Below are 14,858 nucleotides of genomic sequence, written 5' to 3' on the forward strand. Positions count from 1 at the left end.
TTTACCGCCGACGCGCCGGGCTCAAGGGTGCCTCCAGAGTTGCACAGGAGTTCATCGGCCGCCGGGCGGGCAGGTCAGGATGGCTGACGGTGGCGGCGGTTCCGCTCTTCCTACCGACTGGTTAGTATGTGCGACCCGGCGCGGTACCGCGTTCCGACGATCCGTTTGTGGAGGCCACCGGATGCAGGCATGGCGAGTGCACGACAATGGCGAGCCCGGTGAGGTCATGCGCCTCGACGAGGTGCCGGACCCTCCGGCGGGACCGGGACAGCTGCTGCTGCGGGTCGGGGCCGTCAACGTCAACTTCCCCGACGCCCTGCTGTGCCGTGGCCAGTACCAGGTGCGGCCGCCCCTGCCGTTCACCCCCGGCGTCGAGGTGTGCGGGGAGGTCGTCGCCGTCGGCGAGGGCGCCGAGGGCGAGGTCGGCTCCCGCGTCCTGGCCACCCCCACGCTCCCCGCGGGCGGCTTCGCCGAACTGGTGCCCGTGGAGGCGTCGGCCGCGCTGCCCGCGCCCGACGCCCTGGACGACGCCGAGGCCGCGGCGCTGCACATCGGCTACCAGACCGGCTGGTTCGGCCTGCACCGCAGGGCCCGCATCCAGTCCGGCGAGACGCTTCTGGTGCACGCCGCCGCGGGCGGGGTCGGCAGCGCGGCCGTCCAGCTCGGCAAGGCGGCCGGGGCCACCGTGATCGGCGTCGTCGGCGGCGCGGACAAGGCCCGGGTCGCCCGCGAGCTCGGCTGCGACCTCGTCCTCGACCGGCGCGCCGACGACATCGTGGCGGCCGTCAAGGAGGCCACCGGCGGACGCGGCGCGGACGTCGTCTACGACCCGGTCGGCGGCGACGCCTTCGTCAAGTCCGTCAAGTGCATCGCCTTCGAGGGCCGCATCGTGGTCGTCGGCTTCGCCAGCGGCGTCGTCCCCCAGGCCGCCCTCAACCACGCCCTGGTCAAGAACTACGCCATCCTCGGCCTCCACTGGGGCCTGTACAACACCCACGACCCGGCCGCGATCCGCGCCTGCCACGAGGAGCTGACCAAGCTCGCCGCACAGGGCACCGTCAAACCGCTGGTCAGCGAGCGCGTATCGCTGCAGGACGCGGCCGGCGCCGTCCAGCGCGTCGCCGACGGCGTGACCACCGGCCGTGTGGTCGTCGTCCCCGGGCAGACCCCCGGAGGGGCCCGATGAGCACCACCGGGCACCGCCCCGCCGTGGACGCCGACGAGCTGCGCCGCCGCGTCCGCGAACTCCTGGACGCCCATCCGCCCGCCACCACCGACCGCCTGGACTTTCTGCGCGCCCGCTTCGACGCCGGGCTCGCCTGGGTGCACTACCCGGCCGGACTCGGCGGGTTGGACGCCCCGCGCTCCCTTCAGGCCGTCGTTGACGCCGAGCTGGCGGCCGCGGGGGCGCCCGACAACGACCCCCGCCGCATCGGCATCGGCCTCGGCATGGCCGCCCCCACCATCCTCGGCTTCGGCACCGACGAGCAGCGGGAGCGGCTGCTGCGCCCGCTGTGGACCGGCGAGGAGGTGTGGTGCCAGCTGTTCAGCGAGCCCGGCGCCGGATCCGACCTCGCGGCGCTGGCCACCCGGGCGGTGCGCGACGGCGAGGACTGGGTGGTCGACGGACAGAAGGTCTGGACCTCAAGCGCCCATCTCGCCCGCTGGGCCATCCTCATCGCCCGCACCGACCCCGACCAGCCCAAACATCGCGGCATCAGCTACTTCATCTGCGATATGACCGACCCCGGGGTCGAGGTGCGGCCACTGCGCCAGATCACCGGCGAGGCGGAGTTCAACGAGGTCTTCCTCACCGGTGTGCGGATCCCCGACAGCCGGCGGCTGGGCGAGCCCGGCGAGGGCTGGCGCGTCGCCCAGACCACCCTGATGAACGAGCGGGTCGCCATCGGCGGCGGCCGGGTCCCCCGCGAGGGCGGCATGATCGGCCTCGTCGCGGACACCTGGCGGGACCGCCCCGAGCTGCGCACCCACGACCTCCACCAGCGGCTGCTGCGGCTGTGGGTGGAGTCCGAGGCGGCCCGGCTCGCGGGGGAGCGGCTGCGCCAGCAGCTCGCGGTCGGCCAGCCCGGCCCCGAGGGCTCGGCCATGAAGCTCGCCTTCGCCCGCCTCAACCAGCACATCAGCGCGCTGGAGGTGGAATTGCTGGGGGAGGAGGGGCTGCTCTACGACGACTGGACGCTGCGCCGCCCCGAACTGGTGGACTTCACCGGGCGCGAGGCCGGCTACCGCTATCTGCGCGCCAAGGGCAACTCCATCGAGGGCGGCACCTCGGAGGTGCTGCTCAACATCATCGCCGAACGCGTCCTGGGCCTGCCGCCCGAGCCGCGGACCGACAAGGACCTCCCGTGGAAGGACCTGCCCCGATGAGCGCCGCCGACCTGCTCTACTCCGAGGCGGAGGACGATCTGCGCGCGGCCGTACGGTCGTTGCTCACCGACCGTTGCCCGCCCGCCACGGTGCTCTCCGAGGCCGAGAGCGGCCGGGCCTACGACGCGGCGCTGTGGCGCGCGCTGGGTGCCGAGATGGGCACCGCGGGGCTGCTGGTGCCGGACAAGCTCGGCGGCCAGGGCGCCACCGCCCGGGAGGCGGCGGTGGTGATGGAGGAGCTCGGCCGCGCCGTCGCCCCCGTGCCCTACCTCACCAGCGCCGTACTCGCCGCCGGCGCCCTGCTCGGCTGCGACACCGACCAGGAGGCCGTGGCCCGGCTGCTCCGCGCGGTCGGCGAAGGCCGTACGGTCGGCGCCCTCGCGGTGCCGCTGTCCACCGTCGCCGTGGCGCCCGGCGGCGGGTCCGGCACGCCCGCCGCGACCGTACGGGCCGACGGCGACACCACGCTCAGCGGTCAGGTCTCCGGTGTCGCGGGCGCGGCGGGCGCCGATGTGCTGCTCGTCCCCGCCGCCGGCGCGGACGGCCACGGGCTGTACGCCGTGGAGACCGCCGAGACCACCGTCACCGTCGAACCCCTCACCTCGCTCGACCTCACCCGCCCGCTCGCCACGGTGACCCTCACCGGTGCCCCGGCCCGCCGGCTGGCCGGGGCCGACCGGGCCGGGGCGGCCATCGGAGGGGCGCTGCTGACCGGGGCCGGGCTGCTCGCCTCCGAACAGCTGGGGGTGGCCGAATGGTGTCTGACCGAGACCGTCCGCCACACCAAGGAGCGCCATCAGTTCGGGCGCCCCATCGGCTCGTTCCAGGCGCTCAAGCACCGCATGGCCGCGCTCTGGCTGGAGCTGGTCTCGGCGCGCGCCACCGCCCGGTACGCCGCCGACGCACTCGCCACGGGCAGCCCGGACACACCGGTCGCGGTGGCCGTGGCCCAGGCGCACTGCGCCGGGGTGGCGGTGCACGCGGCCGAGGAGTGCGTTCAGTTGCACGGTGGCATCGGCATGACCTGGGAGCACCCGGCGCATCTGTATCTCAAGCGGGCCAAGAGCGACGAGATCGCGCTGGGCACCCCCGGCCGCCACCGGCAGGCGCTCGCCGGACTGGTGGATCTGCCGGTTCCCACCGGCTGACCGGAAGGCGGCTCCACCGGCTGACCGGCGGTGACCGGTTTGACCGGCGGCGGCTCCACCGGCTGACCGGCGGTGACCCATCCGCTGATCCGCCGGATCCGGCGAACCCGCCCCCGTTCCGCGATCACGCCACTACAGTGCCGAACAGCTGTGCGGCACGTCGGGTGAGTCCGGAACGGGGGCACATGATGAGCGACTTCGACTACATCGTGGTGGGGGCGGGCTCGGCGGGTGCCGTGGTGGCGGCCCGGCTGACGGAAGCCCGGGACGTACGGGTGCTGCTGCTGGAGGCCGGGAAGGACGACGCGGCCGCGCAGATCCACGACCCCACCGCGTGGTTCACCCTCATCGGCGGTGAGCACGACTGGGGCTACACCACCGTCCCGCAGCCCGGCCTGGCCGGGCATGAGCAGGCCGCCGCGCGCGGCAAGGCGCTCGGCGGCTCCAGCAGCATCAACGTGATGACCTATGTCCGCGGCCACCTCGGCACCTTCGACGCCTGGGCGGCCGACGGCTGCACCGGCTGGGACGCCGCCTCGGTGCTGGAGACCTTCCGCGCCCTGGAACACACCGAGGGCCGTGACCCACGCTTCCGCGGTACCGGCGGGCCGCTGCGGCTCAGCCGGGCCGAGACGCCCAACCCGCTGAGCACCGCCTTCCTCGACGCCGCCAAGGAACTCGGCCATCCCTACAACGACGACTTCAACGGCGAGGAGAGCGACGGCGCCGGACGCCATGAGTGGACCATCCACGAGGGGCGCCGCCAGAGCACGGCGGTCGCCTATCTCGATCCGGCCATGGACCGCCCCCACCTCACCGTGCGCACCGAGGCCCGTGCACATCGGCTGCTCTTCGAGGGCACCCGCTGCGTCGGCGTGGAATACGCGGGCTCCAGTGGTGTGGCACGGCGGGTGCGGGCGGCGCGTGAGGTCATCGTGTGCGCGGGCTCGGTGGACTCGCCCAAGCTGCTGATGCTCTCCGGAATCGGCCCGGCCGGCCATCTGCGCGATGTGGGCGTCCCGGTGCTGGTGGACTCCCCCGAGGTGGGGGCCAATCTGCAGGACCACCCCCTGGTCGGGCTGGTCCACGAGGCGGGCACCCCGCTGCCGCCGCCCCCGCTGACCACCGCCGAGGCGGCCCTGTTCACCAGGACCGACCCCGCGCTGCCCCGCCCCGACCTCGAGGTGTTCCTCTTTCACATCCCGTTCCACCCGAGGCTGCTGCCGTTCCCGCCGAACAGCTTCACCCTGACGGCCGCCGCGATGCAGCCCCACAGCCGGGGCACGGTCCGGCTCTCCGGAGCGGACCCCGAGGACCGGCCGCTGATCGACCCCGGCTACCTCAGCGACGGAAGGGACCTCGCCACCCTGATCCAGGGAGTCGAACTGGCCCGGTCGCTGGTGGCCACCGACGCGTTCGAGGAATGGCAGCCGCGCGAGCTGCTGCCCGGCCCCGGGGTGAGCGGCCGGGACGGACTGGCCGACTTCGTCCGCGAGAACACCGGCACCTACTTCCACCACGTCGGCACCTGCCGGATGGGCGGGGACGCGCAATCGGTGGTGGACCCCCGGCTGCGCGTCCGGGGCGTCGAGGGGCTGCGGGTCGCCGATGGGTCGATCATGCCGTCGATCGTCTCGGCCAACACCAACGCTTCCTGCGTCATGATCGGAGAGATGGCCGCCGAGCTGATCCGCGCCGACGCCTGAACGGGTTCGCCACGCCCGCCCGGCACGGAGGGGCGCCCCCCGAGGAGTAACCGAACAGCAGATCGGCACCCGTATGGAGCACCAGCTGACGGCGGTCCAGGGGCGATTCTGGGCCACACTGACGGCCGGATTCCGATGCTCCGTAGTGGCCGAGGAGGCTCCCCATGGCCATTTCCATCTCCGTGGTCCTGCTGCTTCTGATCCTCACGGTGGTGTTTCTCCGCAGTGGCGGACTGCGTATCTCCCATGCGCTGGTCTGTGTGACGCTGGGCTTCTATCTGGCGAGCAGCAGCGTGGCGCCCACCATCTCCGAGGGGCTGGCAGCCACCGCGGACGTGGTCAGCAGCGTCCGTCCCTGATCCACGCCCGCGGTGACCGGTCTCTGACGGCCGCCGGGCTCAGCGGCCGATCTCGACGTCCTCCAGCACACCGACCGCATCGGGCACCAGAATCGCCGCCGAGTAGTAGGCGGACACCAGATAGGACGCCACGGCCTGCTCGCTGATGCCCATGAACCGGACGTTCAGACTGGGCTCGTACTCATCCGGGATGCCGGTCTGGTGCAGCCCGATGACCCCCTGGCTCTCCTCCCCGGTGCGCATCGCCAGAATCGAGCTGGTGCCGGACTCACTGACCGGGATCTTGTTGCAGGGCAGCAGCGGAACCCCACGCCATGACCGCACCGCGACCCCGGCCACCTCGACGCCCTGCGGATACAGACCACGGCTGCTGCACTCCCGCCCGAAGGCGGCGATGGTGCGCGGATGCGCCAGCAGATACTGGGTCTTGCGGCGACGGGCCAGCAGCTCGTCGAGGTCATCGGGGGTGGGCGGGCCGCCTCGGGTGTGGATGCGCTGGGAGAGGTCGGCGTTGTGCAGGAGGCCGATCTCGGGGTTGTTGATGAGCTCGTGTTCCTGGCGCTCGCGCAGGGCCTCGATGGTGAGGCGGAGTTGCTGCTCGACCTGGTTCATGGGGTCGTTGTAGAGGTCGGCGACGCGGGTGTGGACGCGCAGCACGGTCTGGGCCACGCTCAGTTCGTACTCCCGCGGCGCCAGCTCGTAGTCCACGAAGGTGCCCGGCAGGGCCGGTTCGCCCGAGTGGCCGGACGCGATGGCGATATCGGCCTCACCGCGCCGGTTCTGAGCGGGCGCGGTCCGCTCGACGACCCCCTGGAGATGGTCGCGCAGTGACGCGGAGCGGTCGGCGGCCTCCTGGACGACACGGCGGGGGAGGGTGAGCACCGTGGTCCGGGTGACGGCCCGGGCGGTGAACTCCCAGATGTGCTCCGGACCGGTCAGGACCGCGTCGCCGAAGTACTCCCCGTCGGCCAGCACCGCCAGCGTGCTGCCCTCGTCATACGCGCCGGGGGCGATCTGGCGGACCTTGCCATGGGCGATCAGGAACACCTGGTCGGCCGGGCGGCCCGCCTCCACCAGCACATCCCCCGGCGCGTACTCGCGCTGGACACAGCCGTCGGCCAGCGACTCCAGCACTGAGCCGTCCCCGAAGCCGCGCAGCGTCGGCAGCTCGCCCAGCTCCGGCGGGATGACCCGCACCTGTGATCCGGTGGTGATGAACTCCACCCGTCCGTCCCCGACCGTATAGGTCAGCCGGCGGTTCACCCGGTACGTACCGGCCGACACCTGGACCCAGGGGAGGACGCGCAGCAGCCACCGGGAGGAGATGGCCTGCATCTGCGGAACGGACTTGGTGGTGGTCGCCAGATTCCGTGCGGCGGCCGTGCCCAGACTCAGCGGCTGCTCACCGGACTCCACGGAGGTGGTCATAAGTGCTCATCACCCATTTCGGTAGATCTTCGGGAAGGTATGCGAAGGCCATGGGCCCGAGCGGACGTCAGGGTCCGTCGGGCGGATTCAGAGCCCGACTTCCACGTTCTCCAGAATTCCGAGCGCGTCCGGGACGAGCACGGCCGCGGAATAGTAGGCGCTGACGAGATACGAGATGATGGCCTGCTCGCTGATTCCCATGAACCGCACCGAGAGACTCGGCTGGTATTCGTCCGGAATTCCGGTGCGGTGCAGTCCGATGACCCCCTGATTCTCCTCCCCGGTGCGCAGAACGAGAATCGAGCTCACCCCGCTCCCGGAGACCGGGATCTTGTTGCACGGCAGGATGGGCACGCCCCGCCAGGCCGGCAGCGCATGCCCGTTCACCTCCGTGGGCTGCGGGGAGATGCCACGGCTGTTGAACTGCCGCCCGATCGCCGCGATGGCGCGCGGATGCGCCAGGATCAGCCCCGGGTCCTTCCAGACGGTGGCCAGCAGCGCGTCGAGGTCGTCGGGGGTGGGCGGGCCGCCTCGGGTGTGGATGCGCTGGGACAGGTCGGCGTTGTGCAGGAGGCCGATCTCGGGGTTGTTGATGAGCTCGTGTTCCTGGCGCTCGCGCAGGGCCTCGATGGTGAGGCGGAGTTGCTGCTCGACCTGGTTCATGGGGTCGTTGTAGAGGTCGGCGACGCGGGTGTGGACGCGCAGCACGGTCTGGGCCACGCTCAGCTCGTACTCCCGCGGCGCCAGCTCGTACTCCGCGAAGGTGCCCGGCAGGACCGGCTCGCCCGAGTGTCCCGAGGTCAGCGCGATAGCCGCCTCCCCGTGCTCGTTCCGCTCGGTCTCGGGTGCCGAGCGCACCGCCTCCACATGCGCGCGCAGCTCGGGTGAGCGGTCCAACTGCTCCTCGAACTCCTGCCGGGGCAGGGCCAGCACCGTGCAGGACGTCACGGCCCTCACGGTGATGCCCCAGGTGCCTGCCTCGGCGGCGGTCAGCTCCGGCTCCCCGATGTGGTCGCCACCGGCGGCCGAGCCGACCACCGAGGGCTCGTCGAACGCGCCCTCGGTCAATTCGTCGACCTTGCCGTGGGCGATCAGGAGGAGCTCATCGGCCGGGCGCCCGGCCTCCACCAGCACATCGCCGGGTGCGAACTCCCGCTGGACGAAGCGGTCCGCCAGGGCCACGAGCACCGCGGTGTCCTCGAACCGCCGCAGCAGCGGCAGCTCGCGCAGCTCTACCGGGATGACCCGCACCTGCGATCCGGTGGTGGTGAACTCCACCCGGCCGTCCCCGAGCGTATGGGACGCCCGGCGGTTCACCCGGTAGGAACCACCCGGAACCTGCACCCACGGCAGCATCCGCAGCAGCCACCGCGAGGTGAGGCCCTGCATTTGCGGAACGGATTTGGTCGTCGTCGCCAGATTCCGCGCGGCCGCCGTGCCGAGGCTCAACTGCGGCTGCGAAATGTCGGTACCGGAACCCGGTTCAACGGACGTCGTCATCGTGAATGCTCACCCATCCCTGTACGGACCTTGAAGGGAAATTCCGCTCATGCAACTGCCAAGCTAGCAGCGGACTTTGGGCTTTTGCATTCACTCAAAAGAGTGCCCGGGTGAGGGTTATGGCGGCGGTCGCCGACGGGTAAACATTCCGAATGCGTCGCGGGGCCGATGGCACGGCCCTCCCCGCCCGCCCACCCGGCGCGCGCATCCGCTGCGCGCCCCCCACGAACACCGCCGCCACCGCCCAGGCACCGTGGGAACGGCGAGGAAATGGCCGGGGACCACCCGTGGAACTCTTCGCACGGTACTGCCCTTTGGGCGTACGCCCGCCTGATACTCACTGGCGTCGATCCTGCGTATCCGGCACCCCGCCGGGACGAGAGCCGGGAGGCCCCATGGACCGCCGTACACGCCGTGCCTTTGTCGTCACCCTCGGAGCCGCGCTGGCGGGCGGCGCGGCAGCGCCCGCCTTCGCGGACACATCCGCCTCGCTGAGCGACACCGCCGTCGCGAAGGACAACGCGAACGACAACTCCGAAGACGGCTCGAGGGACCGCGCCAAGGGCAAGCGGCCGCTGGCCAGAGCCCACGCCCACAACGACTACGAACACCCGCGCCCGCTCCTCGACGCGCTCTCCCACGGCTTCGGCAGCGTCGAGGCCGACATCTGGCTGGTCGACGGCCAGCTGCTGGTCGCGCACGACGCCACGGACCTCGACCCCACCCGCACCCTGGAGTCGCTCTACCTCGACCCGCTGGCCCGGCGGGTGAGGGCCAACGGCGGCCGGGTCTACCGCGGTTACGACCTGTCGCTGCAGCTGCTGGTCGACATCAAGACCGCCGGGGAGCCCACCTATTTGGAGCTGGCCAAGCGGCTGCGCCGTTACGGCCATCTGTTCAGCGCCGCCCACGGCGGGGTCGGCGGCCGGGTGCGCCGCGGCGCGGTGACCGCCGTCATCTCCGGCGACCGCGGCGCACGGGCCCCTATGGAGGCCGAGAAGGTGCGCCACGCCTTCTACGACGGACGGCTGGAGGACCTGGGCTCGGGCGTGCCCGCCTCCTTCATCCCGCTGATCAGCGCCGACTGGACCACGACCTTCAGCTGGACGGGGACCGGCCCGATACCGGCGGCCGAGCGCGAGACGCTGCGCCGCCTCGTCGCCTCCGCGCACGGCGCCCGGCAGACCGTGCGCTTCTGGGCCACTCCGGACGTGGCGGGTCCGGAGCGCGACGCCCTGTGGCGCGAGCTTCTTGCCGCCGGCGTGGACTACCTCAACACCGACGACCTGGCGGGCCTGGAGGCGTTCCTGCGCGCGGCCCGCTGACGTCTTGTGGGGTGGCGTTCCCGCGGCGTCCCCGGCCCTCGCTGACGCCGTGTGGCGCGGTGTCTCTGGCCGCCGCTGACGCCTCTCGGGGCGGCGGCCGGGGAGAAAACCGCTCGCGCGCCGCCGCCCGCACGGCCATGCTGGCCCTCATGCTCATCAGGACCGCCACCGCCGAGGACTGGCCCGCCATCTGGGCCTTCCTGCGCCGCATCGTCGCCGCGGGGGAGACCTACACCTACCCCCGCGACCTGGACGAGGACCGGGCCCGCGAGATCTGGATGCTGAGGCCCCCGAGCCGTACCGCCGTCGCCACCGACCCCGAGGGCACGGTCCTCGGCTCGGCCAAGATGAACCCCAACCAGATGGGGCCCGGCGCGCATGTCGCGGGGGCCAGCTTCATGGTGGCCCCCGAGCACGGCGGACGCGGTGTGGGCCGCGCCCTGGGCGAGCACGTCCTGGACTGGGCGCGCGCCGAGGGCTACCAGGCGATGCAGTTCAACGCCGTGGTGGAGAGCAACACCGGGGCGGTCGCGCTGTGGCGGTCACTCGGCTTCGAGGTCATCGGCACCGTCCCCGAGGCGTTCGCCCACCCCACGAAGGGATATGTGGGGCTGCACATCATGCATCGCTTCCTCTGATCCCGGCCGGCTCACCGGCCCCGTCGGGGTCCCTGAACCCCGCCGGGTCGTCGAGGACCGCCTGCACCACCGAGCTGGCCGCGCCCAGCAGTGGACCGTCCGGGCCCAGCCGGGAGACCGTCACCGCTCCGCTGCCGGGCCGGGCCGGGTCGGTGAGCCGCCTGCCCAACTCCCGCTCCAGGGCGGGCAGCAGCCAGGGCGCCAGCGGCGTCAGCGCCCCGCCGAGCACCACCTTCTCCGGATCCAGGAGGTTCACCGCGCCCGCGAGGGCGATCCCGAGCGCCGAGCCCGCGCCGCGCAGCGCACGCCGCGCCCGCTGGTCGCCGCTGGCCGCCCGCACGGCCAGCACGGCGATACGGCCACCAGGGCCCGGGTGCCGGGCCGCGGCCTCCTCCGGGGACAGGCCGCTCGCCCGCAGCACCGCCTCCTCGCCCGCGTACTGCTCCAGACAGCCGCGCCCCCCGCAGGCGCACTCGGGCCCCTCGGGGCGCACCGGCACATGGCCCAGCTCGCCCGCGAAACCATGGGTGCCGCGCAGCAGTTGACCATCGAGCACCACCGCGGCGCCGATGCCGATCTCGGCCGAGACATGGACGAAGTCCCGGGGCGCCGGGTCATGGCCGCCCCGCCACAGCTCGGCGAGCGCGCCCAGATTCGCCTCGTTGTCCACGGTCACCGGCAGACCGGGCAGCGCCGCGCGCAGCTCGGGGCCGGTGTCCACGCCCTCCCAGCCCAGGTTGGGGGCGCGGACGACCAGCGATGAGTCCCGCGCCACCAGACCGGGCACCGCCACCGTGAGCCCCACCGGCCGCAGCCCGCTCAGCTCCGCCTCCGCCGCGACCTGCCGGACCAGACCGGCGAGCTGGGTGAGCACCGGGGCCGGTGGGCGGTCGCGGTTCGCCGACGCGAGCTCCGTACGGGCCCGTATCCGCCCGGCGAGGTCCACCGCGCACACCGCGAGGTGGTCCACGCCGATCTCCGCGCCAAGACCGGCCGGACCGCGCTCGTTGAGCTGCAGGGCGCTGCCGGGGCGGCCGACGGTGCCGGGCCGGGAGGGGCCCAGCTCGACCAGCAGCCCGTCCCGGATCAGCTCGTCGACGAGCGTGGAGACGGCGGCCCGGGTCAGCCCCACCCGCGCCGCCACCGCGGCACGGGACAGCGGGCCGTGGGCGGCCACGGCGTGCAGCACGAGGGAGAGATTGCGCCGGCGCATCGCCTGCTGGGTGTTGGGCAGTGGCGCTGCCACCTGAACCGTCTCCTCTCGGCCGATCCGGTCATTGTGCCGGGCCGGTACGACACCGGGGCTTCCCGGCCGGACCGGGGCGTCCCGGCCGCCGCCGTACGGCGTTCACGCGCGGCGTGGCGTCCGTACGGCGTTCACGCGTGGCGTGGTGCGCTTGTGCCTGGTGCGGCGCGCTCACGCCTGGCGCAGCAGTCCGTCCGCGTTCGCCAGCACCTGGGAGAGCCGTTCAAGCGCCGCCTCGTCGCGGGGCACCGGCCCATAGGACGGCCCCTCGGCGGTCGACCAGCGCCGTGCCACCGCCGCCGGGTCCTCGCCCAGCAGCAGCCCCGCGGCCTGTGCCGCGGCCCCGAGGGCGACCAGCTCCTCGGCCCGGGGCACCCGCACCGGGCGTCCGCTCAGCCGCCGGACCGTCTCCCGCCATGCGGCGCCCTTGGCGCCGCCGCCGATGAGCAGCAGCGGGGCGTCGGGCGCCGTGTCCGCGTCCAGCACCTGGTCCAGCGCGGTGAGCAGGGCGAAGACGGCCCCGTCGTAGGCGGCCTGGAGCACCTGCCCGGGCGTGGTGTCATGGCGCAGACCGTGCAGCAGCCCCGAGGCGTGCGGCAGATGGGGGGTGCGCTCGCCGTCGAGGAACGGCAGCAGTACGGCCGAGCCGCCCGGTTCCACCGCCTCCCGGTCGCGGCCCAGCAACGCCGCGATCCGGTCGACCGCGAGCGTGCAGTTGAGCGTGCACGCCAGCGGCAGCCAGGCGTCACGCGTGTCGGCGAACCCCGCGACCACCCCGGTGGGGTCGGTGGGCCGGTGGGCCGAGACCGCGTAGACGGTGCCGGAGGTGCCCAGGCTCAGCACCGGCTGCCCCGGGCGCAGACCGAGCCCCAGGGCGGCCGCCATGTTGTCGCCCGTGCCGGTGGCCACCAGGGCGCCGGTGGGCAGCGGCAGATCGGGCAGCTCCCGTACCGTCCCGGCGGCCTCGCCGTGGCGCAGCACGCGCGGCAGCAGCTCGGGGGAGAGCCCGACCCGGTCCAGGATCTCCTCGTCGTAGGACTCGGTGCCCGAGGCCCACCAGCCGGTGCCCGAGGCGTCGCCCCGGTCGGTGGTGCCGTAGCCGGTCAGCCGCTCAGTGAGGTAGTCGTGGGGGAGCCGGACGGCCGCGGTGGCGCGGGCCGCCTCCGGTTCGTTCTCCACGAGCCAGGCCCACTTGGTGACGGTGAAGGCGGGCGCGGGCACACTGCCGACCCGCTCCGCCCACGCCTTGGGTCCGCCCAACTCCTCGATGAGCCGGTCGCGCTGCGGCGCGGAGCGCACGTCGTTCCACAGCAGGGCGGGACGCACCGAACGGCCGGAGGCGTCCAGCGTGACCAGGCCGTGCTGCTGGCCGCCCACCGAGACCGCGGCCGCCTCCCGGGCCGGGGTCCCGCACTGGCGCAGCGCCTCGGTGAGCGCCTTCCACCACTGCTCGGGGACGGACTCCTTACCGGTGCCGTCGCTGCCGCCGCCCACGGTGTGCGGGGCCTGCCCTCGGGCCACGACCGCACCGGTCGCGGAGTCGACGACGAGCGCCTTGGTCGACTGCGTGGAGCTGTCCACGCCGACGACGAGCGGTCCTTGCGGCACGGGCACGGCTGCTGCTGCCATCTCGCGCTCTCCCTTGCGTTCATGGGGCGTGCGGTGTGCGGGTTGTACGGGGCTTCCCCGGAATGCTCGCGCATACTAATTTGTAAAGCGCCATGACGAAATAGGCGAGGGAGCCGCGATGAGCTACAACCCCACCCCCGAGGACAGGTTCACCTTCGGACTGTGGACGGTCGGCTGGCAGGGCCGGGATCCGTTCGGGGACGCCACCCGCCCGGCGCTCGACCCCGTGGAGTCCGTGACCCGGCTCGCCGAGCTCGGCGCGTACGGCGTCACCTTCCACGACGACGACCTCATCCCCTTCGGGGCCTCCGAGACCGAGCGCGAATCGCATATCAAGCGCTTCCGCCAGGCCCTGGACGCCACCGGTATGCGCGTGCCCATGGCCACCACCAACCTCTTCACCCATCCGGTCTTCAAGGACGGCGGCTTCACCGCCAACGACCGCGATGTGCGCCGCTACGCGCTGCGCAAGACCATGCGCAACATCGACCTCGCCGTCGAGCTGGGTGCCAGGACCTATGTGGCCTGGGGCGGTCGCGAGGGCGCCGAGTCCGGCGGCGCCAAGGACGTGCGCGCCGCGCTCGACCGGATGAAGGAGGCGTTCGACCTGCTCGGCGCGTATGTCACCGAGCAGGGCTACGATCTGCGCTTCGCCATCGAGCCCAAGCCCAACGAGCCGCGCGGCGACATCCTGCTGCCGACCGTCGGCCACGCCCTTGCCTTCATCGAGCGGCTGGAGCGGCCCGAGCTGTACGGGGTCAATCCGGAGGTCGGCCACGAGCAGATGGCCGGGCTGAACTTCCCGCACGGCATCGCCCAGGCGCTGTGGGCGGGCAAGCTCTTCCACATCGACCTCAACGGCCAGAGCGGCATCAAGTACGACCAGGACCTGCGGTTCGGCGCGGGCGATCTGCGGGCCGCCTTCTGGCTGGTCGACCTGTTGGAGACCGGTGGCTACGAGGGCCCGCGCCACTTCGACTTCAAGCCCCCGCGCACCGAGGACATCTCGGGCGTCTGGGCCTCGGCGGCGGGCTGCATGCGCAATTACCTCATCCTTAAGGAGCGCGCGGCCTCCTTCCGCGCCGACCCCGAGGTCCAGGAGGCGCTGCGCGCCTCGCGCCTGGACCAGCTGGGCCAGCCGACCCTCGACGAGGGCGAGACCCCGGCGGCGCTGCTCGCGGACCGCACCGCCTTCGAGGACTTCGACGTCGAGGCCGCCGCCGGGCGCGGTATGGCCTTCGAACGCCTCGACCAGCTGGCCATGGACCATCTGCTGGCCGCGCGCGGCTGACCCCGTCCGGTTGACCGCGCGCGGCTGACGGTGCCGGTCGGCCGCGTCCGGCTGACCGGGCCCGGCTGGCCCTGCTCGGTCGCTCGGGTCCGGCTGCCCTCGCGCGGCTGACCGGATCCGGCCGCCGGTCCCGCCCTCGACTGGACCGGCGGCCGGGGCCCTCACCGGCTCGGGACCCCCGCCGCCGACCCGCTCGGGAC

12 protein-coding genes are annotated in these 14,858 nt (G+C 73.0%); 8 read left to right on the forward strand and 4 right to left on the reverse strand.

The window, feature by feature from the left end:
• Positions 1-181 precede the first annotated feature (181 nt).
• The 5 genes from VT50_RS18005 (at position 182) to VT50_RS18025 (ending at position 5,601) form a co-directional block, all read left to right on the forward strand.
• Positions 182-1,186: an NADPH:quinone oxidoreductase family protein gene (locus tag VT50_RS18005; RefSeq protein WP_075200593.1), complete on the forward strand. Its 1,005-nt coding sequence runs from the start codon at positions 182-184 to the stop codon at positions 1,184-1,186.
• Positions 1,183-2,388: an acyl-CoA dehydrogenase family protein gene (locus tag VT50_RS18010; RefSeq protein ID WP_046090970.1), complete on the forward strand. Its 1,206-nt coding sequence runs from the start codon at positions 1,183-1,185 to the stop codon at positions 2,386-2,388. The genes VT50_RS18005 and VT50_RS18010 overlap by 4 nt, the downstream gene beginning before the upstream one ends.
• Positions 2,385-3,536: an acyl-CoA dehydrogenase family protein gene (locus VT50_RS18015; RefSeq protein WP_046090971.1), complete on the forward strand. Its 1,152-nt coding sequence runs from the start codon at positions 2,385-2,387 to the stop codon at positions 3,534-3,536. Before VT50_RS18010 ends, VT50_RS18015 begins: the two co-directional genes overlap by 4 nt.
• 188 nt (positions 3,537-3,724) lie before the next feature.
• Positions 3,725-5,242, forward strand: a complete 1,518-nt coding sequence (locus VT50_RS18020; RefSeq protein WP_240529200.1) for a GMC family oxidoreductase — start codon at positions 3,725-3,727, stop codon at positions 5,240-5,242.
• Between the two features lie 164 nt (positions 5,243-5,406).
• A complete protein-coding gene (locus VT50_RS18025; protein WP_020866016.1) occupies positions 5,407-5,601 on the forward strand; it encodes a hypothetical protein in 195 nt (64 codons plus the stop codon).
• Positions 5,602-5,640: 39 nt separating this feature from the next.
• Here VT50_RS18025 and VT50_RS18030 read toward each other — a convergent pair whose 3' ends face one another.
• Positions 5,641-7,029, reverse strand: a complete 1,389-nt coding sequence (locus VT50_RS18030; RefSeq protein ID WP_046090973.1) for a family 2B encapsulin nanocompartment shell protein — start codon at positions 7,027-7,029, stop codon at positions 5,641-5,643.
• A gap of 87 nt (positions 7,030-7,116) precedes the next feature.
• Positions 7,117-8,529, reverse strand: coding sequence for a family 2B encapsulin nanocompartment shell protein (locus VT50_RS18035; RefSeq protein WP_079343848.1), 1,413 nt, complete (start codon positions 8,527-8,529; stop codon positions 7,117-7,119).
• A 395-nt stretch (positions 8,530-8,924) separates the two neighbouring features.
• Between VT50_RS18035 and VT50_RS18040 the strand changes: the two genes are divergently transcribed.
• The gene (locus VT50_RS18040; protein WP_046089546.1) at positions 8,925-9,854 is read left to right on the forward strand and encodes a phosphatidylinositol-specific phospholipase C/glycerophosphodiester phosphodiesterase family protein; all 930 of its coding nucleotides are present in this window, start codon (positions 8,925-8,927) and stop codon (positions 9,852-9,854) included.
• Positions 9,855-10,003: 149 nt separating this feature from the next.
• Complete coding sequence (locus tag VT50_RS18045; protein ID WP_240529201.1) at positions 10,004-10,492, forward strand: GNAT family N-acetyltransferase; 489 nt, start codon at positions 10,004-10,006, stop codon at positions 10,490-10,492.
• Here the strand turns inward: VT50_RS18045 and VT50_RS18050 are convergent.
• The gene (locus VT50_RS18050) at positions 10,473-11,738 is read right to left on the reverse strand and encodes an ROK family transcriptional regulator (protein WP_046089544.1); all 1,266 of its coding nucleotides are present in this window, start codon (positions 11,736-11,738) and stop codon (positions 10,473-10,475) included. The genes VT50_RS18045 and VT50_RS18050 overlap by 20 nt on opposite strands.
• Before the next feature lie 171 nt (positions 11,739-11,909).
• Positions 11,910-13,367, reverse strand: a complete 1,458-nt coding sequence (xylB, locus tag VT50_RS18055; RefSeq protein ID WP_046089543.1) for a xylulokinase — start codon at positions 13,365-13,367, stop codon at positions 11,910-11,912.
• Positions 13,368-13,485: 118 nt separating this feature from the next.
• Between xylB and xylA the strand changes: the two genes are divergently transcribed.
• On the forward strand, positions 13,486-14,658 hold the full coding sequence (gene xylA / locus VT50_RS18060; protein ID WP_046089542.1) for a xylose isomerase: 1,173 nt from the start codon (positions 13,486-13,488) through the stop codon (positions 14,656-14,658).
• The last annotated feature ends 200 nt before the right edge of the window (positions 14,659-14,858 follow it).

The sequence above is a fragment of the Streptomyces antioxidans genome (assembly GCF_000968685.2).
Lineage (GTDB): Bacteria > Actinomycetota > Actinomycetes > Streptomycetales > Streptomycetaceae > Streptomyces > Streptomyces antioxidans.

Excerpts from the sequence above, each read along its gene's own strand:
- VT50_RS18005 (WP_075200593.1), top strand. The coding sequence starts at position 182 with ATGCAGGCATGGCGAGTGCACGACAATGGCGAGCCCGGTGAGGTCATG.
- xylA (WP_046089542.1), top strand. The coding sequence starts at position 13,486 with ATGAGCTACAACCCCACCCCCGAGGACAGGTTCACCTTCGGACTGTGG.
- VT50_RS18025 (WP_020866016.1), top strand. The coding sequence starts at position 5,407 with ATGGCCATTTCCATCTCCGTGGTCCTGCTGCTTCTGATCCTCACGGTG.
- VT50_RS18020 (WP_240529200.1), top strand. The coding sequence starts at position 3,725 with ATGAGCGACTTCGACTACATCGTGGTGGGGGCGGGCTCGGCGGGTGCC.
- VT50_RS18010 (WP_046090970.1), top strand. The coding sequence starts at position 1,183 with ATGAGCACCACCGGGCACCGCCCCGCCGTGGACGCCGACGAGCTGCGC.
- VT50_RS18035 (WP_079343848.1), bottom strand. The coding sequence starts at position 8,529 with ATGACGACGTCCGTTGAACCGGGTTCCGGTACCGACATTTCGCAGCCG.
- VT50_RS18045 (WP_240529201.1), top strand. The coding sequence starts at position 10,004 with ATGCTCATCAGGACCGCCACCGCCGAGGACTGGCCCGCCATCTGGGCC.
- VT50_RS18015 (WP_046090971.1), top strand. The coding sequence starts at position 2,385 with ATGAGCGCCGCCGACCTGCTCTACTCCGAGGCGGAGGACGATCTGCGC.
- VT50_RS18030 (WP_046090973.1), bottom strand. The coding sequence starts at position 7,029 with ATGACCACCTCCGTGGAGTCCGGTGAGCAGCCGCTGAGTCTGGGCACG.
- VT50_RS18040 (WP_046089546.1), top strand. The coding sequence starts at position 8,925 with ATGGACCGCCGTACACGCCGTGCCTTTGTCGTCACCCTCGGAGCCGCG.
- xylB (WP_046089543.1), bottom strand. The coding sequence starts at position 13,367 with ATGGCAGCAGCAGCCGTGCCCGTGCCGCAAGGACCGCTCGTCGTCGGC.